The 24,794-nt window shown below is 55.5% G+C and carries 20 protein-coding genes, 1 other RNA gene and 1 riboswitch; of the genes, 2 read left to right on the top strand and 19 right to left on the bottom strand.

Annotation, left to right across the window (positions count from 1 at the left end; genetic code table 11):
• Positions 1-24: 24 nt before the first annotated feature.
• The 8 genes from SHM7688_RS09790 to SHM7688_RS09755 all read right to left on the bottom strand — a co-directional run bounded on the left by SHM7688_RS09790 (position 25) and on the right by SHM7688_RS09755 (position 10,602).
• Positions 25-963, bottom strand: coding sequence for a dihydroneopterin aldolase (locus SHM7688_RS09790; protein WP_058239846.1), 939 nt, complete (start codon positions 961-963; stop codon positions 25-27).
• 125 nt (positions 964-1,088) lie between these two features.
• Positions 1,089-1,733, bottom strand: coding sequence for a cell wall hydrolase (locus SHM7688_RS09785; RefSeq protein WP_058239760.1), 645 nt, complete (start codon positions 1,731-1,733; stop codon positions 1,089-1,091).
• A 147-nt stretch (positions 1,734-1,880) separates the two neighbouring features.
• Complete coding sequence (locus SHM7688_RS09780) at positions 1,881-4,451, bottom strand: putative PEP-binding protein (protein WP_058239845.1); 2,571 nt, start codon at positions 4,449-4,451, stop codon at positions 1,881-1,883.
• A 65-nt stretch (positions 4,452-4,516) separates the two neighbouring features.
• A complete protein-coding gene (glyS, locus tag SHM7688_RS09775) occupies positions 4,517-6,679 on the bottom strand; it encodes a glycine--tRNA ligase subunit beta (protein WP_058239759.1) in 2,163 nt (720 codons plus the stop codon).
• A 9-nt stretch (positions 6,680-6,688) separates the two neighbouring features.
• The gene (gene gltS / locus SHM7688_RS09770) at positions 6,689-7,900 is read right to left on the bottom strand and encodes a sodium/glutamate symporter (protein WP_058239758.1); all 1,212 of its coding nucleotides are present in this window, start codon (positions 7,898-7,900) and stop codon (positions 6,689-6,691) included.
• A 6-nt stretch (positions 7,901-7,906) separates the two neighbouring features.
• Positions 7,907-8,434, bottom strand: a complete 528-nt coding sequence (locus tag SHM7688_RS09765; RefSeq protein ID WP_188128132.1) for a DUF6446 family protein — start codon at positions 8,432-8,434, stop codon at positions 7,907-7,909.
• Between the two features lie 378 nt (positions 8,435-8,812).
• Positions 8,813-9,652, bottom strand: coding sequence for an FkbM family methyltransferase (locus tag SHM7688_RS09760; protein ID WP_058239757.1), 840 nt, complete (start codon positions 9,650-9,652; stop codon positions 8,813-8,815).
• 20 nt (positions 9,653-9,672) lie between these two features.
• Positions 9,673-10,602, bottom strand: coding sequence for a glycine--tRNA ligase subunit alpha (locus tag SHM7688_RS09755; RefSeq protein ID WP_058239843.1), 930 nt, complete (start codon positions 10,600-10,602; stop codon positions 9,673-9,675).
• Positions 10,603-10,756: 154 nt separating this feature from the next.
• On the opposite strand from SHM7688_RS09755, the gene SHM7688_RS09750 reads away from it, so the two are divergent.
• On the top strand, positions 10,757-12,568 hold the full coding sequence (locus tag SHM7688_RS09750; protein WP_058239756.1) for a serine protease: 1,812 nt from the start codon (positions 10,757-10,759) through the stop codon (positions 12,566-12,568).
• A gap of 209 nt (positions 12,569-12,777) precedes the next feature.
• Here the strand turns inward: SHM7688_RS09750 and SHM7688_RS09745 are convergent, their stop codons facing one another.
• The 3 genes from SHM7688_RS09745 to metZ all read right to left on the bottom strand — a co-directional run bounded on the left by SHM7688_RS09745 (position 12,778) and on the right by metZ (position 16,783).
• A complete protein-coding gene (locus tag SHM7688_RS09745) occupies positions 12,778-14,226 on the bottom strand; it encodes a TrkH family potassium uptake protein (protein WP_058239755.1) in 1,449 nt (482 codons plus the stop codon).
• Positions 14,227-14,326: 100 nt separating this feature from the next.
• Positions 14,327-15,427, bottom strand: a complete 1,101-nt coding sequence (gene folE2, locus SHM7688_RS09740; protein WP_058239754.1) for a GTP cyclohydrolase FolE2 — start codon at positions 15,425-15,427, stop codon at positions 14,327-14,329.
• A gap of 168 nt (positions 15,428-15,595) precedes the next feature.
• The gene (gene metZ / locus SHM7688_RS09735; RefSeq protein WP_058239753.1) at positions 15,596-16,783 is read right to left on the bottom strand and encodes an O-succinylhomoserine sulfhydrylase; all 1,188 of its coding nucleotides are present in this window, start codon (positions 16,781-16,783) and stop codon (positions 15,596-15,598) included.
• Between the two features lie 68 nt (positions 16,784-16,851).
• Positions 16,852-16,929: riboswitch (SAM riboswitch) on the bottom strand.
• Between the two features lie 278 nt (positions 16,930-17,207).
• On the opposite strand from metZ, the gene SHM7688_RS09730 reads away from it, so the two are divergent.
• Entirely contained in the window at positions 17,208-17,903 is a 696-nt protein-coding gene (locus SHM7688_RS09730; RefSeq protein WP_058239752.1) for a glutathione S-transferase N-terminal domain-containing protein, read from the top strand.
• A gap of 10 nt (positions 17,904-17,913) precedes the next feature.
• Here the strand turns inward: SHM7688_RS09730 and SHM7688_RS09725 are convergent, their stop codons facing one another.
• The 8 genes from SHM7688_RS09725 to gatA all read right to left on the bottom strand — a co-directional run bounded on the left by SHM7688_RS09725 (position 17,914) and on the right by gatA (position 24,747).
• Entirely contained in the window at positions 17,914-18,516 is a 603-nt protein-coding gene (locus tag SHM7688_RS09725; protein WP_058239751.1) for an inner membrane-spanning protein YciB, read from the bottom strand.
• A 12-nt stretch (positions 18,517-18,528) separates the two neighbouring features.
• Positions 18,529-19,431, bottom strand: coding sequence for a DMT family transporter (locus SHM7688_RS09720; RefSeq protein ID WP_058239750.1), 903 nt, complete (start codon positions 19,429-19,431; stop codon positions 18,529-18,531).
• 79 nt (positions 19,432-19,510) lie between these two features.
• On the bottom strand, positions 19,511-20,578 hold the full coding sequence (gene ftsY, locus SHM7688_RS09715) for a signal recognition particle-docking protein FtsY (RefSeq protein WP_058239749.1): 1,068 nt from the start codon (positions 20,576-20,578) through the stop codon (positions 19,511-19,513).
• A 48-nt stretch (positions 20,579-20,626) separates the two neighbouring features.
• On the bottom strand, positions 20,627-21,301 hold the full coding sequence (locus SHM7688_RS09710) for a lysoplasmalogenase (RefSeq protein WP_058239748.1): 675 nt from the start codon (positions 21,299-21,301) through the stop codon (positions 20,627-20,629).
• Positions 21,302-21,365: 64 nt separating this feature from the next.
• An RNA gene (rnpB, locus tag SHM7688_RS10210) (RNase P RNA component class A) lies at positions 21,366-21,745 on the bottom strand.
• A 53-nt stretch (positions 21,746-21,798) separates the two neighbouring features.
• Complete coding sequence (locus tag SHM7688_RS09705) at positions 21,799-22,470, bottom strand: N-acetylmuramoyl-L-alanine amidase (protein WP_058239747.1); 672 nt, start codon at positions 22,468-22,470, stop codon at positions 21,799-21,801.
• A gap of 9 nt (positions 22,471-22,479) precedes the next feature.
• Entirely contained in the window at positions 22,480-23,223 is a 744-nt protein-coding gene (locus tag SHM7688_RS09700; RefSeq protein ID WP_058239746.1) for a hypothetical protein, read from the bottom strand.
• A 36-nt stretch (positions 23,224-23,259) separates the two neighbouring features.
• Complete coding sequence (gene gatA, locus SHM7688_RS09695) at positions 23,260-24,747, bottom strand: Asp-tRNA(Asn)/Glu-tRNA(Gln) amidotransferase subunit GatA (RefSeq protein WP_058239745.1); 1,488 nt, start codon at positions 24,745-24,747, stop codon at positions 23,260-23,262.
• Positions 24,748-24,794: the final 47 nt, after the last annotated feature.

The following is a 24,794-nucleotide window of genomic DNA, read 5'->3' as shown; positions in this document are numbered from 1 at the left end:
AAAACGGCTCCAAAAAGCAAGCGTTTACAGATCCGCGCAGCTGAGAGGCATAACCCGCAGAGGGACATCCCCTCTCAGGGCATCAACAGAAGTCGCCGCTGTGAAAGCCAACACCTCAAGCGCGTGCATTTCCTGCGCAAACCAAAGCGCCAGATCGAGTGTTTCGCTGGGTGCCGCAGAAGGTCCGTCAACAGCATCCAAAACAATCTTGGACGGGGCCCAGACGCAGGTTTGCCCATTTTTCATAGCCCATTCCAGCTCAGTGCGTGTATCCACCACCACACAGCGGGCATCACGCGCGGCCAAAAGCCAGGCATTTTGCTCAATCGCCAAAAGATCCACACGGCGCTGCGTCATAGCATGGCCGGTTCTCAAAACCGTCTCTTCCGGGGCATCCACACAGAAGATCAACGGCTGGCCCTTCGCCAATAATTGATCGATCCAGATCCCAAGGTGCGGAGATTTCTGGGCCTCATTGGAGAGGAAAACCACGCGTGGCTGTGGCGGCTCTTCGTCCTGCAGCTCCTCAACTGGCGCCAGATTGGTCACACGGCTGCGCACAATCTCAACCCCCAGAGCCCCCGGCCCCCGATCCAGTTTCTCAATGCGCACAAAAACGCGCTGCGCCTGAGGCTCCAGCAAAACCCGATCTGCCACACGGGCGGCCAATGTCTCCAAAAGATTCAGACGCTCCGCTGCGAGCTCAAAGGCAATGGCTTCTGTGACCTTGTCATACGATAGAATACGATCCACATCGTCTTCGACAGACACCGTGATCGGGAGCACCTCAACCACCACATTGAAGCAAATCCGCTGCGTCGTGCCACGTTCTGCCTGAAACGCACCAATTTCAACTTCAACGATGTGATCACGCAATGAAATGCGGTCCAAAGGATCACTGGAGGATGTGGCCTCGGCACGTTCCGAAGGATGTGCAAAGGCCAACCGAATTTCATTGCTCATTTTGGCTTCCAAGCGCTTAAGTCTGGTGACTAGATTCTGATTTCGCCGCCTTTATCAGCCAGCAGAGCCTTTCACCATAGCGCAAAGACGTCATATTTGACGCCTAAACCGAATAAATGGGAGCCTCAGTTGCGGGAAAGACGGGTGGTCATCCGGTAGAAATGATGCACCCCGATTGTCGCCGTCCGCTCAAATGTCCGCGACCAGCGCGGGCTCACAGCTTTGGTATGATAATGTGTCGCGCCATCAGTCAGCGTCTTAGGAGCCCCATCCAAAACGAGATGCGCCACCTTGCCAACACGCTCATAGGCGGTCTTTTCACGGATCTTGTCACTAATACCGTCGCAGTTATACGTGAACTGGCACTGGTACTTGCGCCCACTGGCCGTGCCTTGATTGATCACGCCACAGACGCTTTGTGGAAACGATGAATGATCCTTGCGGTTCAAAATCACTTCCGCCACAGCAAACTGGCCTTTGACGCTTTCGCCCCGCGCTTCGAAATAAAGGGCCTCAGACAGGCACTGCCATTCTGCCGTGCGCTGCTCCTCAGTCACCTTCGGCAAGCTATCAATGAAAGCGCGGCTATAGGCGATCTCTGTTGGCTTGTCTTCTTTCTTGGTGGTGAAAATGTCGCGCAAAGTTTTTCCGTCAAACAGCACCAACTGTCGCGGTTTGGTCTCCTGCTTGGATGTCGCAGGCGTTGTCTCAGCGAAACTTGCGCTCGCGCAAACGACCGCCGCAAAAACGGATACAAAAACACTACGCATGATGTGACCTCTTTGGGGAAACTATGACCCGACAGCTTTCAAACGCGGCATTCTTAACGAAAATTTAACGAGTCGTCCACCAACGCACATGTCACACCCCTTTCGCTGTGACAAACGCTCCACACAAGTCAAGAAATATTCCTTATTTTATTGGATTTTGTCGCGAATAGCTAACTGTGCGGCAGCCAATCTGGCAACAGGCACGCGAAATGGTGAACAAGAGACATAATCGAGTCCAATCTCCCGACAGAAGGCAATCGATTCGGGGCTGCCGCCATGCTCACCACAAACCGAGAGTGTCAGCTTGGGCTGCGCACTACGTCCTCGCTCAGCCCCGACACGCAACAGCTCTCCTACGCCCTCTTGATCCAAAGTATGGAACGGATCTTCAGGAAAGACACCTTGCTGGACATAAGTACTCATGAAGCGACCGGCGTCATCTCGTGACAAGCCGTATGTCATCTGGGTCAGATCATTGGTACCAAAGCTAAAAAACGAACAATGAGGGGCGATATCCTCCGCCCTCAAAGCAGCCCTAGGTGTCTCCACCATGACGCCAAGCCGGTAGTCAAAGTCACGACCTCGCTCTGTGCGCACCGCGGCGGCCACCGCGTCAATCCGTGTCTTTACCAGTTCGACTTCTCTCTTGGCTGATACCAATGGGATCATAATTTCCGGCACCACCGGATCAGAGGTCTTGCTGGCATCCAGTGTAGCCTCGAAAATGGCACGCGCCTGCATATCGAGTATTTCCGGGACCGTGATGCCCAAACGCACGCCGCGCAGACCCAGCATTGGGTTATATTCCCCCAGCGCCTGCACCCGCCGCGTCACATCAGACAATGGGAGATTCAGCGACTCGGCCAAATCTCGAAGACCCGCTCGGTCTGTTGGCAAAAATTCGTGAAGTGGCGGATCAAACAACCGAATGCAAACGGGACGTCCCTGCATAATCTCAAAGAGATCGACGAACATGTCACGCTGCATGGGAAGAAGCGCCTGAAGAGCCACACTGCGATCGGCAGGCGCATTGGCAAAAATCACCTCACGCATCGCGATCAGCTGGTCCGCTTCAAAGAACATATGTTCCGTGCGGCACAAACCTATGCCTTCCGCCTGAAACGTCAAAGCAGTCCGCGCATCCGCCGATGTATCCGCATTGGCGCGCACGCCAATATCGCGGCTCTCATCCGCCCATGACATCAGCACCTGAAACGCATCGTCTAGCGCGGCCTCCATCATCTTCGGCTGTCCTGCAAGCACCTGACCATTGGTGCCATCCACCGTGATCACATCTCCTTCGTGAAACACACGCCCATCCGGCGCAACGATACGGCGTTTGTTGACCTGAAAGCGCATGGACGTTGCGCCAACCACGCAAGGCAAACCCAGCCCACGACCGATAACCGCAGCATGGCTGGTCATCCCGCCACGCTCAGTCAAAGCGGCAACCGCAGCATGCATACCACGAATATCTTCCGGGTTTGTCTCCCGGCGCACCAGAATACAGGCTTCTCCCCGTGCGTCGCAGGCCTGGGCCTCTGCAGCGGTAAATACGATTTTCCCGGTGGCCGCCCCCGGGCTTGCCGCAATACCAGTCCCGATCACATCTCTCTCAGCAGTGCTATCCACCTGCCGGTGCAACAATTCATTGAGCGCACGGGGCTCAACCCGCATCACGGCCTCTTCACGGGAAATGATCTTATCTTCTGCCAATGCAACAGCAATGCGCACGGCTGCGCGCGCACTGCGCTGAACGCGTACACCATCCAGAATGCGGATTTCACCGTTTTCAAGCGTGAACTCACACTGCATTTCCTCACGCAACTTCGCACGCATCAACGCTGCATGCTCTGTCAGCTTTGCGAAGGCGTCTGGCAGTTTTTCCTCAAGCGATGGCCCTCTTGCATCGTTTTGCAAAAACATGGCCGCCGCTCCAGACTTGAGCGCATCGCGGCCCTGGCTCTGGCTCATGTATCGGCCGGTGATCTGAGGGACACCCGTGCCTCCATCAACCAACTGCAAAACACCACTGCCGCTTTCTCCGTGCCCCACGCCCAGAGCCATCGCCTGAATAACAAGTCCCAGTCCAGCATCCGCAGGCGCCCCTTTGGCTTGGCGAAGCAACCTCGCCGTCGTGCCCTCCCAAGCACGCGCCATAGAGCGCAAAACGCCAATCAATTGTTCGCTGCGCGACTGTGGGAAGGGTTCTTCCGCCTCACTTTCGTAGGCCTCTAAGAAGTCCGACACCGCATCAGCATCTTTTGTGTCCAGATCATCAAAAATATCAGGATCCAGACGCGCAACATGCGTCGAATAAGACTGAATGAACTTCAAATAGAGTTTGCTGGCAGCTTCGGCACCAATCTCTGCGCTTAACCGCGCCAACTGCACGTCATTCATGCCAATATTCAAAATCGCACCGGGGCCGCCCCAATCAGGGTCTTCCGAACTTGGACGCACGCACAACAGCTGATCTTCCCCAAAAGGTGTCAGCATCTGCTCCATGTCGAGCCAATCTCCGGCGGCCAGCCCATGCACCGCATCAAAGGACAATGCAACCGTCACAGGGACGGGCAATTCCAAGCGGACAAGGCGCTGCAAGCACTTGGCCCGGCCACCATGCGTTGCGGGCGACATCGGCGCGGTTGGGGTTATCAGGGTGATATGCGGATCATTCTGCTGCACTGCGGCACCTTTACTTTGCCGGGGCAGCATAAAGCGCATGAGGCGCGAGGCAAGCCTTAGCTGCCCCGCGCCCCATGGCACCGTAGTACTACGTCTTAGCCTTCAACGCGCGTCAAATCTGCAGCCTGCAGACAAATCGTCCGGATGCGTGACAGCAGGTTGAGGCGATTACGACGCACAACGTCGTTGTCGCTGTTGACCTGCACCGCTTCAAAGAAAGCGTCAATTGGAGCGCGCAGCGAGGCCATGGTGCCCATGGCCGAGGCGAAATCTTCGGCCTCGATGGCCGAAGAGATCGCGCCTTCCGCCTGATCAAGAACCGCAAACAGCGTTTTTTCGCTGTCATCTTCGGCAAATTTCACATCCGCGCCATAAGAGTACTCTACACCGTCTTTTTCTTCGGCTTGGCTCAGAATGTTGTTGGCCCGCTTGAACCCCTGCAAGAGGTTTTCGCCATCTTCGGTGGACATGAAGTCCTGCAACGCGCGTGCCCGTGCCACAAGCAATGCGAGATCATCGTTGCCTGGCATCGCGATACAGGCGTCAATCACATCATGACGGATGCCTTGGTCACGCAAGTAAACCTTGAGGCGGTCATGGAAAAAGCTCAACAAGTCGCCCGGCGCAGCTTCAACGATACCACGCGCCTGCGCAGCCTGCATTGCCATATGCTTTGCGTCATCTCCTTCTGCATCTTGAGCGGCTGCATCCCATTCATCGACTTTCAGCAGAGCGGCGACAGCCGTTGCTGTGGTCTCCAACAGATTGATCCGCAAACCGTTTTCCAAAACCAAGCGGATCACACCAAGCGCGGCCCGGCGCAGCGCGTAGGGATCTTTCGATCCCGTAGGCTTTTCGTCGATCGCCCAGAAACCTGACAAAGTATCGAGCTTGTCGGCCATGGCCACAGCCACAGAGACCGGCGCGCTTGGCACATCGTCAGATGGGCCAAGTGGGGAATAATGTTCTTCACTGGCCTGCCCCACTTCGACGGGAAGCTCAGCAGCCTGCGCATAATAGCGCCCCATAAGCCCCTGAAGTTCAGGGAATTCATAGACCATCTCAGAGCTCAGATCCGCCTTACAGGCCTGCGCTGCCATCTGTGCCAACATCGGGTCGGCATTGACCGATGGTGCCAGCACGGAGGCCAAATGCGCAATGCGCATCACACGCGCGCCTTGGCTGCCGATCTGTGCGTGGAAGGTCACATTATCGAGCTTCTCCACCCAAGGCTCAAAGCCTTGGTCCTGAACCGTGCGCACGTCGTTTTCCCAGAAGAATTTCGCATCGCTCAGGCGCGCGAACAGCACCTTCTGATTGCCCGCCAAAATAGTCGCACCATCATCTTTGGTCGCACGGTTGGCAACGGTCACAAATTTCTCAATGCGGCCCGTCTTAGGGTTCTTCACCGAGAAGAACTTCTGATGCTCTTTCATCGAGGTCTGCAGCACTTCCGGTGGCAGGCCGAGGAAATCCTCTGCGATGTCGCCCATCAGCACAACCGGCCATTCAACCAGACCGGCAACTTCGGCCAGAAGGCCTTTGTCTTCCACCACTTCGAGACCTTGGGCAAAGGCCATGTTGGTGGCGTCGTTCCAGATGGTTTCGGCGCGCTCTTCGGCGTTCAGCACCACTTTGCTGCGCTTGAGCTTGACCTCATAGTCCTCAAAGCTGGTCACGGCAAAACGGCCCTCGCCCATGAAGCGGTGGCCTTCGGTGGTGTCACCGGAGGTGATCCCGTCGATGTCGAGCGGCACAATGCTGTGGCCGTCCTCTGCGGACAGAATGCACAGGATCGAATGCAGCGGGCGCACCCAACGCAGGCTGCCTGCGCCCCAGCGCATGGATTTGGGCCAGGGGAAATTGCGAATGGTGTCTTCGAGCACCTCAGCCACGATCTCTGCCGCCGGACGGCCGGGCTTGGTGATGGTGGCAAAGTAGACCGCACCTTTCGGAGTCTCACGCTCTTCCAGATCTTCGCGCGCCACACCTGCGCCACGCAAAAAGCCTTCAATGGCTTTGTCAGGCGCGCCAACTTTGGGGCCTTTGCGCTCTTCATTAACGGTCGGGCTTTCGGCCAGCAGGCCTTCCAGCGCGAGTGTCAGGCGGCGCGGCGTGGAGTAGGCCCGCGCATGGGCATAGGTCAAACCGGCCTCGACCAGACCATCCGTCACTTTCTTTTTCAAATCTTCAGCGGCCCGCGCCTGCATACGCGCGGGAATTTCCTCAGAAAAAAGTTCGATCAGGAGATCAGGCATGACGGATCCTTAGAAGTTCACGATGGTCTGAATAACTACCGCGTTGGCAATATCTACGAAAAACGCCGAAACCAAGGGCAAAACGACAAATGCGATCGGGGCCGGGCCATATCTCTTGGTCACCGCTGTCATATTGGCGATGGCCGTTGGGGTTGCCCCAAGGGAAAACCCAGCAAACCCCGATGCCAAAACCGCCGCGTCATAGGTGCGTCCCAAGACATAGAACAGCACGAACAACACCAAAACCACCGTCGCCAGTGTCTGTGCTCCGACAGTTGCGAGGATGGCGAGGCCCGTTCCGCTCAAGGTGGAAAAATCCAATGTCATCAGCGAGACAGCCAAAAACACGCCAAGGGCAAATTCTGAGACAACAGCAAGCGTTGGTGTGCGCGCCACCGGAGGCGCGTGAGGCACCAGAAAACTGCGCAAATTGCCGAGCAAAATGCCAACAATCAGACAGGGCACAAACAACGGTAACTTCAGACCAAGCTCCGAAAGGAGACCGTGCAATATATACCCAAGAATAATAGCGACATGCAGCGTCAACATCACCCGCATCAGCGTGACATGGCTGATCTCCGTCACCTCATGCTCATCTGAAAACGAGACCCCGACCACGTCTTCACCATCGCCATGTGCCGAAGTAAGCGCATTGCGCGCGATCAGATACTTCGCGATTGGCCCGCCTACGAGAGATGCCGCAATGAGGCCAAGGGTTGCCATCGCCACGCCGAGCTCTGTCGCACTGTCAAATTCCGTAGCTTGTGCAACGTTTGGCGCCCAGGCAATGGCGGTACCATGCCCGCCAATCAGCGACGCTGACCCTAACAACACCCCTGTTTTCATCGGCAAGCCGAAAACACCAGCGCTCAGAACCCCAACGATGTTTTGAATAATGATTGTGGCCAGCGTGAGAAGGAGCAATAGACCAAGCAGCCGCCCGCCAGACAGCAAGTCAGACAAGCGCGCGTTCAACCCGATCCCCGCGAAAAACAGGACCAAAAAATAGTCCCGGGCACCCATTTCAAATTGGAACTGCGCCCCAAAAACGACGGAATAAACTCCGAAGGCCGCTGCGGCCAGCAACCCGCCCGTAACTGGCTCTGGAATGTTGAACTCCCGCAACACAGCCACTTTACGAGTCAGCTGAGCACCAAGCAGATAGACCGCAAATCCCAAAGTCGCGGTCAACATTTCAGGAACGACAAGGATCTGCGACATTTCCAATCACTCTATAGGACGCGGCGGACAATGCTCTGGAAGATGCTTTCCATCAAAGGCAATCTCACCGCACTCATTGATCTCATTCCATGCAAAGCCTCGGCCATCAGGCAGGATCACTACAATACGATCAATGCCATAATGCACGTCTTTTTGCCCTAAAAACGCAATGGCTTCCTCGGCTTCGAGGGCTGCGCCAATTTCTTTGGCATCAAAGCAGTCAAACCAACCTGGCGCATTGCGCGGCTCTGCCTTCTCCAACATGACATAGGTTTCGGTCAAAAGCGCTGCGCTCATAGAAGTCTCAAAGCAGGCCCGATACCGGATCGGGCTGCTCTCACTGTCGATGGCACGGAAGTTTTGATAGAGAATAGACTCAGACTCTTCATCAACGAGAAGTGTCAATTTGACGTCGTCGTTATTGCTAGAAGCAGGCACAGGCTCATAGTAGCCATACACCTGCAACCAGTACATGGCGGCTCCGCCAACCAAAGCAGTGAGCACAATAAGCCCTCCCAAGAATTTCCCGGTCACGTGTCAACCCTTTCATTTCGCGCAAGACTACAGTTGAGTAAATCTCGCGTTCATAACACTACTTATCCATCGCATAAGCCGATGTTCTCACTTGAGACTGAGAACATCGATAGCGCCACGAGCGCAATGGTTGGCGCTGTTTTGCAGCTATGAGCCCGCCTTGTAAACCTACAGCTCTTTCTCAGCCTACGCATGGACGTGGAGGCCTCGCAAAACACAAGATTGCGCCCTTGAGCATTTTGCATACATCTGTCGTTTATAGCGTGAAGGCAATCGCGGGCCCGCAAAGATTGACATGATCTGTAGGTTCAGCAGCCGCCTGGCGCATGCGAATAAATTGGTTCTGAGGCCAGTTTCTTTTGGCTCGCTGGTCCCAAATCAATCACGGCGCTTGAACAAAACAACAAATCTCGTTCCATTGAAACCAATCAATTCGAACCCATTGGATGTCAAAGTGGTGACCACGCTCAAGATCGTCGATTCTGCACGCATTCCGCGCTCGAACCCAACATCAACAGTAATATACTCGAAATTTCGAATGATGCCGGACGCGCCCTCCAATATTTCCGGCTCTGCGCCTTCAGCCTCAAGCTTAAGTAACTTATAGTTTCGAGGCTCCAGCACCTCATCCAAACGCGCAGCTTTCACTTTAATGATTTGGTCAGGGTTCGGAATTTCTATAAGTGAGTTATCTGCTTTGGCCGTTTTCACATAAAATGTGAGATCGTTATCACTAGAATTCCAAAGCGCCAATTGATGCACCCGAGTTTCTAGCAAAAATGGAGAGTTGGTTACGTTCGCACTCATAACGGCAAATTCAATAGGGGCCGGTTCAAATGCGATGAGGTTGACTTTTGTACCCAAGGTCCCAAATGCCAAAGAAACGTCACCACTATTGGCACCGACTTCTACAACCCAGTCGTTATCTTTAAGATCAACTAGATCTAAAAGATATACATCGCGCAGATACTCCCCACGCGCTAAAAGCCCGTTAAAAACAGTAAAAAGACGTTTAGGATGTGCAAATCGATGCGAGAGTTCTGCTTCTCGGCAAACATAACTTTTTGAGTTCACATCATAGCTAAACGATAAATTGTAACCTGCAATCCGCGTGACAAGATTGGCCAACGTCACCAATGAGGTTCCCGACAAACGCTTGATAAGCTTTTGCGCTAACCTCGCACGCCTTTTAGGCTCAGCGACACGGCGGGCGGCCATCAAAGATGTCTCTTGCACTCTCACGCGGCAAAGCCTCCGGCTTCGGTCAACACAAATGCATCGGCACATTGCTTCGCCAGCGCGCGCACACGCCCGATATATGCTTGGCGCTCGGTGACCGAAATCACGCCACGCGCATCGAGCAGGTTGAATAAATGTGAAGCCTTGATGCACTGATCATAGGCAGGATGCGCCATGATAATCCGCTTGCCAGTCTTTGGATCCACATGCTCCTGCGCCAAAATCTTTGCGCATTCTGCTTCAGCCTCTTCGAACTGCTTGAGCAGCACGTCAGTGTTGGCAATATCAAAATTCCAGCGGCTGTATTCCTGCTCCGTTTGCTTGAACACATCGCCATATTTGAGTGAGATAGATGCATCAGGATCATTGAAGGGCATGTCCATCACGTGATCCACGCCAAGCACATACATCGCGAGGCGCTCCAGACCATAGGTCAACTCACCAGATACCGGGTGGCAGTCATGTCCGCCCACTTGTTGAAAATAGGTGAATTGGCTCACTTCCATCCCATCACACCAGACTTCCCAGCCCAGCCCCCAGGCACCAAGTGTTGGGCTTTCCCAATCATCCTCGACAAAACGGATGTCATGCATCTCCATATCGATGCCGATGGCCTGAAGGCTGCCCAGATAGAGCTCTTGCAGATTTGGCGGGCTCGGCTTGATCAAAACCTGATATTGGTAATAGTGCTGCAAGCGATTGGGGTTTTCGCCATAGCGCCCATCGGTCGGTCGGCGGGATGGCTGCACATAAGCCGCCGCCCAGGATTTGCTACCCAACGAACGCAACGTGGTGGCGGGGTGGAATGTGCCGGCCCCAACTTCCATGTCATAAGGCTGCATGATGGCGCAGCCTTTTTCAGCCCAATAAGTCTGAAGCCGCAAAATGATCTCTTGGAAGCTACGCGGTTTACTATCGCTGTGTGCCATGCTCATTGCCCTCTGGAAACGCGGGTCTTGCTTAAGCGCAACGCCGCACGGGGTCAATTGCAGGCAGCCGCAAAATAGACGTGCAAGATAGCGCGAACCTGATAAACAGAGCCAATAAATTAACCCGTCACGAGTTTCAGGGACAACAATCAATATGTTGCGCACACTTCTGTCGCTTTTTGCCACTATCCTTCTGAGCGCCACGCTCGCTTCGGCACAATCCACCAGAGACGATATTGTTTGGGTGCAGCTTGAGGCAAGGCCAAGCCTTACAGAAGCCACCGAGAACATTCGCAACTACGCGCAGCGCATGTCTGACGTAAACGGATTCTCTTTGGGCGGCGGATGGTATGCTGTTGCACTGGGCCCCTATCGCCGTGAGGATGCTGAAAACGTGCTGCGCGTCTATCGCTCTGAAGGTTTGGTACCAATTGATAGCTACCTCGCCACGGCGCGTGAGTATCGCAGTCAGTTTTGGCCAGTGGGTGCCAACCAGCTTGCAAATCCGGAGGCAGCCCTGAATGGCACCTCCCCGTCCGAAGCGACAGCATCACAACCCCTTGAAACTGCGCCAGACGACACAGAAGTGGTCATCGTCGAGACACCGGAGCAACCGGCCACGCTCACGCCACCCATTTCCCAACCCGATGAGACAGTACGCGAAGCACGCGCCAGCGAAGCGCGCCTTACGCGTTCCGAGAAAATGCAGCTGCAAGAGTGGCTGAAATGGGCTGGCTACTACAATGCCTCCATCGACGGCGCTTTTGGTCGCGGCACCCGCGGTTCCATGTCCGCCTGGCAAGCAGATAATGGATTTGATCCAACCGGTGTGCTGACCACGTTGCAACGCGCCACATTGCGCGGGCAATATTATGCGGTGCTGGAAGGGCTGGACCTTCAGCGCGTCACCGACACGCAGGCCGGCATCGAGATGGTTGTGCCTTTGGGCGTGGTTGCAAAATCGGCGACCGAATATCCCTTTGTGCGCTATGAGGCGAACGGGGATGTGCCTGCCCAAGTGATGCTCATCAGCCAAGCTGGCGATCAAAACACGCTCTTTGGTCTTTATGACATCATGCAGACACTGGAAATCGTGCCACTGACAGGTCCCCGCGAACGCAAGAAAAACAGCTTTGTGCTCACAGGGGAAGATCGCCGCATCATCAGCCATACGGAAGTCACACTCAAAAATGACCAAATCAAAGGCTTCACGCTGATCTGGCCTGCCGGTGATGAGGAACGCCGTACCCGTGTGCTGCGTGAAATGCAGGCAAGCTTTACCTCGGTTGGCGGCACACTTGATCCAGCTGCCGGGGCCGAAGCAACTCAGGACATCGACCTGATATCCGGCCTTCAAGTGCGCAAACCACAGCGGGCACGGTCTGGCTTCTTCATCGACACCAAAGGCCACGTGGTCACCTCAGCAGAAGCCGTCCGCGCCTGCACACAAGTCACCATCGAAGGCGAATATGAGGCGACAGTCGCTGTCATCGACGAGGCGCTTGGCGTTGCCATTCTTTCTCCCAAAACCTCTCTGGCCCCCATGGCCACTGCCGCCCTTCGCTCCGGTGCGCCACGTCTTCAATCCGATGTCGCCGTTGCCGGATACTCGTTTGAAGGTGCTTTGGGGGCGCCCACAGTGACCTTTGGCACCCTTTCTGATGTCAAAGGCCTACGCGGCGAACAGGAACTTGCACGTCTGGCGATGCGTGTTGAGCCCGGTGATTGGGGGGGACCCGTCTTTGATGCTGGCGGTGCAGTCTTTGGCATGTTGCTGCCACGCGATGCACAGTCCACTCAGCAACTCCCAACAGAAGTAAACTTTGCAGTGAACGCAGATGCGCTCCGCGCACTATTGGCGCAAGAAGGCATCCAAGCCGCGCAAGCCAGCACAAGCGATGCGATTGCTCCTGAGGATCTGACCACACAAGCTGGCAACATGACCGTTCTGGTAAGCTGCTGGTAGGGCTGTCAGCAGCTCCGAAACACCAAGGGGCGCTGCCAATTGGCAGCGCCCTTTTTCTTTGTGGTGACGTCAAAACAAACGCCCTTAAAGACCCAAACTTGGAGCACATGAGTGCGCGCTTATTTAGTCGTAAACTCGACAGCTCCGACAGGCATACGATCAAACGCGACATGACACATCTTGCCTAAGCGCATCTTGATCCGTTGCTATCAAGCCCTCCAGAATTGCACTGTAAACAGGACATAAACCGCCAAAAGCTCAAGGCGCCCAATCAACATGCCGATCACCAATATCCATTTGGCACTGTCATTGAGCGTCGAAAAATTCCCTGCGGGCCCAATAATATCCCCCAAACCCGGGCCAATATTCGCCAACGCAGCTGCTGCACCGGACAAAGCCGTTGTGAAATCAAGCCCTGTCAGACCCAACAACACCGAAAGCGCGCCAAGCGTAACCGTGAAGAACACAAAAAAGCTCATCACCGAACTCAGCACATCGTCGTCGATTTTGCGCCCTTGGTAGGTGGGGGCAAAAACGCCGCTAGGATGCTGAAGCTTGCGAATTTGCGATTTGATGGCAGCAAAGAGCAGCTGATAGCGAAAGATTTTAATCGAGCAGGCCGTAGAGCCAGCGCATCCGCCAATCAATCCTGCAAAAAACAGCACAGACACAGGAAAGCCACCCCACTGCATGTAATCAGCACTGGCATAGCCAGTCCCGGTGACAATCGATGTTGTGTTAAACAGCACCTTCCGAAATCCAGCCTCACTCCCAAGCCCCCTGCTGAGGACTTGCCAGAACGTCAGCATGATCACGATAACGGCAATCGTCATGAGAAAAACGCGAATTTGGGAATCCTGCAACAAGGGCCGCGCCGTACCTGCGGTCAACTGTACGAAACGGACAAAGGGCAATGCGGCCAACATCATAAAGATGACAGCCACATACTCTGTGCCAACCGAAAACGCCCCAAAAGAGGCATCATAGTTGGCGAACCCGCCTGTCGCGATCGTGGTCATTGCATGCACCACAGCATCAAACGCAGCCATCCCCGTGATGACATAGGCCAAGGCGCAGGCCACAGTAAGTGACACATAGATCACCGAAATACGGCTACTGATTTCCGTGGCCCGCGGGAGAATTTTACCGAAAGTGTCAAACCCCTCAGAGCGGAAGATTTGCATCCCCCCAACGCGCAGTTCCGGCAGAAAAACCATCGCCACAACAATGATACCAATTCCCCCAAGCCACTGAAGCAATCCGCGCCACAACAGCATGCCGCGCGGCATGTCATCCAACCCAGAAAAAACCGTGCTTCCCGTCGTCGTCAAACCGCTCATCGCCTCAAACACCGCATCAACGGCGCGCGCTTCTGTTGCGCCCAAAACAAACGGCAAAGCTCCGAAAACCGGCAAGGCGAGCCAGACAGACGTTGTCAAAAGGAAGGTTTGTTGTAGCGACAGCCCTTCGCCACGACGGTTGTGACAAGACAGTGCAACGAGCCCACCCGTTAGGCTGGTGATAACTGCGCTGATAAAGAACGCCCCCCAGTGGCCGTTTCCATCAACGATATCCACAAACATCGGGAACACCATCGTTGCTCCCAACATAGCCACAAGCAGGCCGATCACATATCCGACGGGTCTGAAATCAAACATGGTGCAGCGTTGGCGCGTGCCGCAGCAAGTGTCAAGCGACTAACCGAACACGCCGAGCCCCTCGACTGCCTACAGGTGACACAACAGTGAACGCCGCGTCTCACCCAACGTGGAAAAGCGTCGTAAACAGCTTTGGATCAAGGCTGTCGGATGCAAAAAGCGTCCCATCTGTCAGAACCGAGACCGCATCATGGCTGTGCAGGCTTTCCTGATGGCTCGCGATCACACGGAAATCCCCAATCCGATCATCTGCTTTCAACTGTTCACAGAACAAGCGCGCCGCGTCTTCTACAAAGATCGGGTTTGCCGCATTGAGTTCAGCAAAGGCCTGTTCATCCTCGCGCTTGACCATAACCTGCGTTTCCGTAGGCACCGCAGCCCGAGCCAGATCAATCAGATCTTCAAACCACAGCTTCGGACGATCGACCACCTGAACAGAAATGCGCGCCACAGAGCGCTGCGAATGTGGCGTTGCCAACTGTCCGCGGGCCATCCGCGCATGTTCGCTCAACTCCAAAGAGCATGGGCAGGTTGAGGAATACACATAGTCCAGATGCATGATTTTATGCATCACACCGCCCTGCTGAACTTTTTCAAGCGCGATGTCGTAATACTGATAACCTTCCAACCCAGAGCGCAATGACTGGATTTTCATTGGGTAGGAAAAGCGCATCTGCAGGCGTGCATCAAAGCTTTCGAGATCCGTGATGTAATCCGCCAGCGCGGCTTCCATAACACTGAAACTGAAAGTCTTTTCGGCATGTTTGTAGAAAGAGCGCATGATCCGGGACATGTTGATGCCCTTTTTGTCGGCCTCAAGGCTCACCGTGCCGGTGACGCTGGTTTCAAGCGTGATGTCGCCATTGTCACGCGTGTGAAACCGGATTGGCAGGCGGAAATTGGAAATACCCACATGCTGAATCTGTTGCTTCTCACCTTTGATCAGGCTTGAAGGGCCATTCTGTAGATCAGGCAGCGTCGCCCGGTACTCCGGTGTCGCCTCAAAATCAGTCGGATAGTCCCGCGACAAAGACGGATAATTGGCCAACGGCTGATCCGGCAGCAGGCGTGAAATCGCAGGATCAAGCTCTGCAATCTCAGTGACCGACGCCGTTTTAGCCCAGGCACGCAGCTGCGCAAGCGCCTCTTCAGCGTCATCGCGCGTAACATTACCGTTTGAGGCAGAAGTCTGAATGTTCATAAGCCATGCGCCCTTGCGTCCTGTCGCCAGCCTAACTTAATCGGTCCGACGTCAAATTGCTAATTTCGATAAACTATACGCGGAAAACGACCTATTGGTTCATCAGATGACCAACTTTAGGTCACCGCGGCGACGCGTCAGGGAAACGAGGCCGCGGTGAAAAGCATCTCACGACTCAGCAGTTGCCAGAGCACGTGTGATATCGTCGATAAGATCCTGTGTGTCTTCCAGACCAACAGAAAAGCGCACAAGCCCGGGCGTAATGCCCAGATCTTTCTTCTGATCGTCAGGCAAGCGTTGATGCGTGGTGGTTGCTGGGTGGGTTGCAATGGATTTTGCATCGCCCAGATTGTTGGAAATCACAGCAATTTCCAGAGCATTCAAGAATTTGAACGCCGCGCTCTGCCCGCCTTTCAGATCAATAGACAGCACCGTACCACCTTTGCCACCCAGCTGCTTTTGCACAAGTGCGGACTGCGCATGAGAGGCCAACCCCGGATAAATGGTCCGCTGCAAGGCAGCATGCCCTTCAAGCGCTTGGGCAATCGCCAAAGCGCTCTCGGCCTGAGCCCGCACGCGCAAATCAATGGTTTCCAATCCCTTCAGCATCACCCAGGCATTAAAGGGGCTCATGCTGCCGCCGGTATGCTTCATATAGGGCTCTACAGTCCCGCGAATGAAGTCTTTCGTCCCAAGGATGACGCCACCAAGCGCGCGTCCCTGACCGTCAATGTGTTTGGTTGCAGAATAAATCACCACATCCGCGCCCTGCGCGATGGCCTCGCTGAACACCGGTGTCGAAAACACATTGTCGACGACAACAATGGCGCCAACCTCATGCGCAATTTGCGCAACCGCCGCGACATTGATGACTTCCAACGTCGGGTTGGACATGCTCTCAAAGAACACCGCCTTGGTGTTCGGCCGCATCGCCGCTTTCCAGGCCGCCAGATCAGTACCATCCACAAAGGTCACCTCAACGCCGTAGCGGCTGAGGATGTTCTCCAGAATATAAAGGCAGGAGCCAAACAACGCTTTGGCGGAAACCACATGATCCCCGGCCTGCAACATGGATGTCAGCGCGCCACTAACGGCAGCCATACCGCTTGCGGTGGCAAAGGCATCCTCTGCCCCCTCAAGCGCTGCAATACGCTCTTCAAACATGGCCACGGTCGGGTTGCCATAGCGGGCATAGATGAACTCATCCGGGCCCGTCTCAATGAAGCGTGCTTCAGCTTGTTCCGCGCTGTCATACACAAATCCCTGCGTGAGATAGATCGCTTCACTGACCTCATTGTATTGACTGCGCCGCGTGCCGCCATGCACCAGCTTCGTGCGCTTGTTCCAATCGCTCATATCTTCATCTCTCCTGAACCATCCCGAGATGGCCCAAATAAAAAGCCCCGTTCCGGCCAAGCGGAAGGGGCTCCTTCATCCTGACCTCTTTAGCGGCTTGTTTAACGTGGCCCGCAATCCGGTAACAAATCGCCACTGTCGCGGCGTAGGCCGCAAGGCCATAAAGGTCAAGCATGATGGTCCGCTGTCACGCGAGTTTTACCCAAAATGTACCATTGACCTGATGAATTGAGCAAAAAGGCTTCAGAAAATGGTCATGCGTCGGCCAGGCCGTCACGCTTTAACCTAAGCTTAGAGCCCTTTGCACAAATGCCCACAAATTTGCCCTACCACGACCAAACCAGGCGAAAGCAAGAAGGCCTGCCCCTCTTGCCAGAAAACGCGATTTCGGCATCATGGCAGCCAGAAGGCAACAGGAGCACGCATGTCACAATCCCCCATTGACCTTTATTACTGGCCAACACCGAATGGTTGGAAAGTCTCTATTGCTTTGGAAGAAATGGGCCTGCCCTATACCACGCACCTCATCAACATTGGCAACGGGGATCAATTCGCGCCCGAGTTTCTGAAGATTGCGCCCAACAACCGCATGCCTGCCATCGTCGATCCGGATGGCCCGGATGGCACACCACTCTCTGTTTTCGAAAGCGGGGCGATCTTGAGCTATCTGGCACGAAAAACGGGCAGCTTCATGGGCAAGACTGCACGTGACAGAGTTGCCGTTGAAGAGTGGCTCATGTGGCAGATGGGTGGGCTGGGCCCGATGGCGGGTCAGACACATCACTTCCTGAAGTATGCCCCCGAAGACATCGCCTATGCCAAAGACCGATACAGGAAAGAAACTGCGCGTCTCTACGGCGTGCTGGATCGCCGGCTGGCGGACAATGAATATGTGGCCGGTGATTTTTATTCGATTGCAGACATGGCCATTTGGGGCTGGGCTTCTCTTTGGGAGGGACAGGAGCAAACCCTTGAGGACAAACCGCATATGGCGCGTTGGCTCAAGCAATGCTGGGCGCGTCCAGCTCTGCGTCGCGGCCGCGCGCTCTTTGCCGATTTGCGGGGGGATCGCTCCGACACCTGGGTGCAGAGCGACCTATTTGGCCCAAACGACGCTTAGAGCAACGGGCTCATGCGTCCTCTTCTTCAATGGCGTAGTCCTGAAAGATCTTGCCCTGCGTCATGAAGAAGGCAAACACTGCTGCGGTCAGCCCAAAGGTCTTGAAATACACCCAAGTGTCTGTGCTCTGAGTGCGCCAGATAATTTCATTGAGCGCCGCAAGCGCCAGAAAGAAATAGGTGAGCCGCTTGGTCAGCAACATCCAGCCCTCTTCTTTCAGAGGCATCATCTCTTCCATAACAAACTTGAGATAGCTCTGCCCACGCAACAGCCCCAGGCCCAGCGCACCGCCAAACAAGAGGTAGATCATCGTCGGCTTCATCTTGAAGAAACGCTCATCATTAAGCCAAACCGACAGACCGCCGAACACCACCACAAGAACCAGAGTGGCAATCTGCATTTTGCTGATCTTGCCCGTCAACTTCCAGAGGATCGCTGTCGTTATCACTAACAGGGGAATGAACCCGGCGGTGGCAATGATGAACCCATCATAGCTGTTTCCTGCAATCTCAAAGCTCTGGTCCCGCATCCGCAGGTAAGCCACGAAAAATGCCACAATCGGCCCCATCTCAAGGCCCATCTTCAGCATGGGATTGATCTTTTTCTCAGACATCGCGCGCTCCTGTTATCTGCCCAGTTCCACTATCACAGCCCCCAGCGCAATCAATGCCATCAAAGCAATCCGACGCGGCCCCACTGTCTCTTTCAGAAAGATCCACCCAATCAAGGCCGCAAAGACCGGCGAGGTTTCACGCAGCACCGCCGCTTCACCAACGTTATCAAGCCGTGTGGCCAGCATGACAGAGCCAAAACTGGCAAAGGCCACAAGTCCGCCGAGAAAACCTCGCATCATCAGAGGGCCCAATGCGGGCGCATGCACCATAGACCGCCAGCGCAATATGGCAATCACCGGAAACACCAAACCATCGATGAAGAAGAACCACGCCAGAAACGTGAAAGGATCAGCCGTCGCTCGAATGCCGTAAGCGTCATAGGTGGTGTAAAGCGCCACAAACAATCCGGTAAAAACCGCGATCACCATGGCGGAGATCAAGGTGTCACGACCTTCCGTCATGAAAATCATATTGTAGATCGCAAGCCCGAGAATACCCGCCATCAGAACAGCCACACCAAGCCATTGCACGGCGCTGAAGGTCTCGCCAAAGATCACATAGGCCCCAATGACCGTGAAAAATGGTCCGGTGCCCCGGACCACTGGATAAACAACCGTGAATGCACCTTTGGTATAAGCCCAGCTTTGCAAGAGCTTGTACCCCACGTGAATGACAAAGGCCCCGGCAAAGATCAGCCACATGTGGGGCTCTGGCCACGGCACCACAAAAAGCGCAAAGGGGGCGGCCATGGCCGCGTAGCTGAAGTCAATGGCGCCACGCGTCAACCAGGGGTCATGTCGTCCTTTCTGGATGGCGCCGAAGACCGCATGTAAAAATGCTGCCAAAAGTGCAAGTATCAGGGCAAGCTGCTGGCCAGCATCCGTGCCTTCCAGAGACACCAGCCAGGCACTCATACTCTATATCCCTGCGCCGCCCGTGACTGGGGGTTTTCCACCCCCAGACCCCCGGAGGATATTTGCATCAAGAGGAAGATCAGCTCTGCTCCAGACCAATGAGGGCCGCGGCAAATTCCTCGGGATCAAAAGGTTGCAGATCATCAATCTGTTCACCCACACCGATGGCGTGAATCGGCAAGCCAAATTTATCCGCCAGCGACACAAGAATACCGCCCTTGGCAGTGCCATCCAGCTTGGTCATCACCAGTCCACTGACATCAGCCAGCTTTTGGAAGGTTTCCACCTGATTGATCGCATTTTGCCCAGTTGTGGCGTCCAGCACCAACAAAGTGTTGTGCGGCGCATCGGGATCCTTCTTGCGGATCACCCGCACGATTTTGGCAAGCTCCTCCATCAGGTCCTGTCGGTTTTGCAAACGCCCAGCGGTGTCAATCATCAGGAGATCCGCCCCATCCGCTTCGGCCTTGGACATGGCATCAAAGGCAAGGCTTGCAGGGTCAGATCCTTCAGGTGCAGTCAAAACGGGCACGCCGGCGCGCTCGCCCCAGACCTGCAACTGCTCAACCGCGGCGGCCCGAAAGGTATCGCCCGCCGCGATCACAACAGACTTGCCCGCAGCCCGAAACTGGCTCGCCAACTTGCCAATAGTCGTGGTTTTGCCAGCCCCATTCACGCCGACAATCAACACCACCTGAGGCTTTGACGCATAAAGCGGCATCGGGCGCGCGACAGTCTCCATGATCCGTGCCACTTCACCAGCAAGCAGGGCCTTGATTTCATCGCTAGACACACGCTTGCCAAGGCGCCCTTCCGCGATATTCGCTGTCACCCGCAAAGCTGTATCAACCCCCATGTCAGAAGCGATCAACAACTCTTCGAGCTGCTCCAGCATGTCGTCATCCAACTCGCGCTTCACCACAGCGCCGCCTTGCCCGGTCAGACGTGAGAGCAGCCCGGCTTTGGCAACCGCGTCCTGTGGCTCATCCATGGTCGCAACTGCAACAGCTGCACCGGAGGCAGACATCACATCGGAGGCGGAGCTTTCATCAACTTCGCCACCATCTTCCACAATGGCGTCCAGCCCTTCTTCCAGTTTGGAAGAAGATTTGAACAACTTGTCTTTGAGCTTTGAGAAAAACGCCATCTGGGTCTCCGAAACTAATAGCTCTCAGTTAGTCCTATTTCGCAGGATTTAAAAGAGTGGCGTGCTCCAAGCCACGCCGGAGACAATCAAAAATTGGCCTCCTGCGTACAAGACCCAAAGCGCCATAGAAACTGGCCTCTGAAACTGCGAGTCTGGCTGCATGCGAAAACGCTGAAACGCCAACAATGTATCTGACGCCATAAAGGCAAAAGCCCCCAAGAGAGCAAAGGACGCGGTTGAAAGACCAAGCGCAGCAGCGCCCATGGTGCAGATAAGCCCAACGTAGATCCGCACCGGCCAGCGCAACGCGCCCGTAAACGGCCTTAACCAAATTTCCGTAGACAAAGCCACAAGACCCAGTGCGACCAACAGCGAAGTTGCGCCTGTAAATCCTCCGCTCAGCTCCCAGAATATGAAAATATAGACGACGTGCGCCAAAGCAAAGGAAACCAGCCCGGTCAGGAAGGCCTTCTCTCCCTCACGTGACAGGGCAATATCCCCTATGGCTGACAGCACCAAGGCAATCACCACGGCGACAGACCCAAAGCTGACCGCAACCGCCGCTGCAAAAGCGGGCATTGGCACAGCCTTTACAACCGTCTTCCAAATGCTGGGAGGGCGATGGCAGAAAAAGAAAGCATAGATCGCGGCCGCCACAATGCCCACGAGAAGCAAGCCAAATCGGATGCTCTGACGGAGCGCGATTTCTTCGACAATACTCATGATCTACCTCCCGCACATGACTGACCCACATAAACAGCAAGTTCTATAAAAAACAAAGAGATATACGCACAGAGGGCCTGTAAGCCGGATTCTGTGACGCAGGGTTGCCCCTGCGCCGATGACCATTCATCTAGGGCGCCTGTTACCAGACGCCTCAAGCTGCCAACCCGGACCTGCTCGGGGCAAGACACCCCTGCGGCCAAGGCCACGCGCGATCCCTATTTGGCATTGCTCCCGGTGGGGCTTGCCGTGCCGCTGCTGTTGCCAGCCGCGCGGTGGGCTCTTACCCCACCGTTTCACCTTTTCCCTGACGGATCAGGGTAGTCTGTTCTCTGTGGCGCTTTCCCTCGGGTTTCCCCGGCCGGGCGTTACCCGGCACCGTTGCCTTGTGGAGTCCGGACTTTCCTCACGAGCTTACACTCCTGCGGCCATCCAGCCCTCTGTGCGAAATTTGGAGTATGGTGTTGCGAAGGCCCCGTCAACCGGTATGCACCATACTAAGTCCACAAAGCCGCATGCCCAATCGGCGTGAAATCCTCTGCGATCAACGGCCCACGCGCCCAAGGCCGATATCGCAGACGCACGGCAGCCAGCAGTGTCTCATCATCAACGCTCGCTGTATATCCGCGAGACTTCGCAATCTCTCGGAATTGCGACATCGAAGCATCTGGTGGCCCATGATCGTCTCCACGCCTCTCCGCAAGCCCTTGGATTTCCAGGCGGTGCCAATCAAATCGCAAGCCTGGGTCAATCTTGCGGCCCGGTGCCAGGTCGGAATGCCCAATGACGCCAGCAGGTCCAATGCCCCAACGCGCCATAATGCCACGCAACAACATCTCTAAAGCTGTCATTTGTTGCGCGGGAAATGGATGATTACCCCGATTGGCCAATTCAATTCCAATGGAACGGGAATTCACATCATCCCGTCCTTGCCACTCCCCCATGCCTGCGTGCCAGGCCCGCATGTCTTCGGCAACCAACTGCGTGATCTGACCCTGTTCACAAATCACATAGTGCGCAGAGACCTCAGCTTCTGGATTGCACAGCCAGTCAATCGCCGCCTGCGCGGTTTCCATTGCAGTGTAGTGGATCACGACCAGCTCAGGACGAAGCCCATCACGCCGCGCGCCAAAGTTGGGCGATGGGTGCTGACGAATGGCTGGCCGCATTGCCAAGGCTCAGTTCCCAGTGGCCTTGCGAAAGGGAGTTGGGTCCCACTCACAGGCATAACCATCCCCATCCGGATCCACGCCAAGGCGGTCATTTTTAGGGCCGCCACGCTCTAAGAAAGCCAGTTGCGCCGCTTCGTCACTGCCAAATTTGGCACAGGCCTTTGTGTAGCGCGATGCGCCCCCAAGCCCCAGTCGGCTGTACATTTTGGTGCCGCGCGGGTGGTTCGTTTCCAGCGCATAGGCCACGATATTAGGCCCACCCACCCCGCTGCGCTTGGGCACAGCTGTAGGCTCGATCACCTTGTAGTTGGCTTGGTTTTGCGCACGTCGTGCTGCGTCATCCTCAATCGAACGCCGCTCGCCAACCGCAGAAAAGTCATTCTCATCCGAAATACCCGGATTCGAAAAAACCTCCGGCGCAGGATTGGAGGGGCTGGCATCCAGCGGTGCAACTCCTGAGTTCGCCGATGCTGCCGCAAGTGCCGCGGTGGTCTCTTGCGCAATGCCTTCAGCTTCCGTCTGGGGTGGGGCGGCTGCAGCAGTCGGGGTTGCCGTTTGTGTGGTTGTCAAAGGCGTAGACTGCGCCCCAACCGGGACGGTCTCTAACTGTGGTGGTTCAGGAATGGTCTCCTGCGACACTGCCTGTGGGGATGGCAGCGCAGCATTGGCTGCTGCTGCACTGTCAGGAATGCGTGGTTGGCATGCGCCCAGCGCCACCAAAGCGCAAATTGCACCAATTGTCCGTGTCATGCTCTGCCTTGCCTGCTTTTTAGCTTGGCGGCAGCTTTACCACCATTTGCCGGGTTTGGCCACAAATCCAGCGGCCTGCTCCAACGCATAAGCGGTGTTCAGCAGATCGCCTTCTTCCCACGGGCGCCCGATGAGCTGCAGACCCAGCGGCAGACCTTGAGAATCGAGCCCCGTTGGCACAGACACACCAGGCAATCCGGCAAGGTTCACAGTCACGGTGAAGACGTCATTCAAATACATCTGAATCGGATCGGCCTCAGACATTTCGCCCAGACCAAAAGCCGCAGAGGGGGTCGCTGGCGTCAGGATCGCGTCGATGCCTTGGGCAAAGACATTCTCAAAGTCCTGCTTGATCAATGTCCGCACACGGCGCGCGCGGTTGTAGTAGGCGTCATAGAAACCGGCAGACAGCACATAGGTGCCGACCATCACACGACGCTGCACCTCGTGACCAAAGCCTTCGGCACGGGTCTTTTCATACATCTCGGTGATACCGTCACCCGCCGCCAAAGTGGCGCGGTGGCCATAGCGCACACCGTCATAGCGCGCGAGGTTGGAAGAAGCCTCCGCAGGCGCAATCACGTAGTAAGCGGGCAGCGCGTATTTGGTGTGCGGCAGAGAAATGTCGACGATCTCTGCACCAGCCGCTTTCAGCATGTCGATGCCATCCTGCCAGAGCTTGTCGATTTCCGCAGGCACGCCATCAAGGCGGTATTCTTTAGGAATGCCGATCTTTTTGCCGCGAATATCGCCGGTCAGCATGGCTTCAAAGTTTGGTACCGCAAGCTCAGAGGACGTGCTGTCTTTGGCGTCATGGCCGCACATCGCTTCAAGCATGATCGCGGCATCGCGCACGTCTTTGGTCATTGGCCCAGCCTGATCGAGCGAGCTGGCAAAGGCCACGATGCCCCAGCGGGAGCACCGGCCATAGGTTGGCTTGATGCCGGTGATGCCGGTGAAGGCTGCAGGCTGACGGATCGAACCGCCGGTGTCTGTACCAGTGGCTGCAAGGCAGAGATCGGCCGCCACAGCGGCTGCAGAGCCACCAGAAGAGCCGCCCGGTGTCAGAGCCGCATCATTGTCCTCACGACGCCATGGGTTCACCGCGTTGCCGTAAACAGAGGTCTCGTTGGAGGAACCCATCGCAAACTCATCCATGTTGAGCTTGCCAAGCATCACCGCGCCAGCGTCCTGCAGCTTCTGGGACACAGTGGATTCATATTCCGGCTTAAAGCCCTCAAGAATGCCGCTGGCCGCCTGGCTTGCCACACCTTTGGTGCAGAACAGGTCTTTGATGCCGATCGGCAGACCACACATGTCCGGCGCGTCACCTTCCGCAATACGTGCGTCCGCCGCCTTGGCGCGCTCCAGCGCGATTTCCGGCGTCTTGTGCACATAAGCGTTCAGCGCATCTGCATCGTCGATGGCTTTCAGGAAAGATTCGGTCAGCTCAACAGAGGTCACATCCCCCGCACGCAGTTTGTCACGTGCTTCTGCCAGCGTCAGTTTGGTCAATTCGGTCATTTCGGTCGCCTCTCTCTGGGGCAAAATTCGGGTCAGGTGGTCAACAT

It is taken from the genome of Shimia marina (genome assembly GCF_001458175.1).
Classification (GTDB): Bacteria; Pseudomonadota; Alphaproteobacteria; order Rhodobacterales; family Rhodobacteraceae; genus Shimia; species Shimia marina.
The sequence above is the reverse complement of the archived record's forward strand: the minus strand, read 5'-3'. Positions and strand labels throughout refer to the sequence as shown.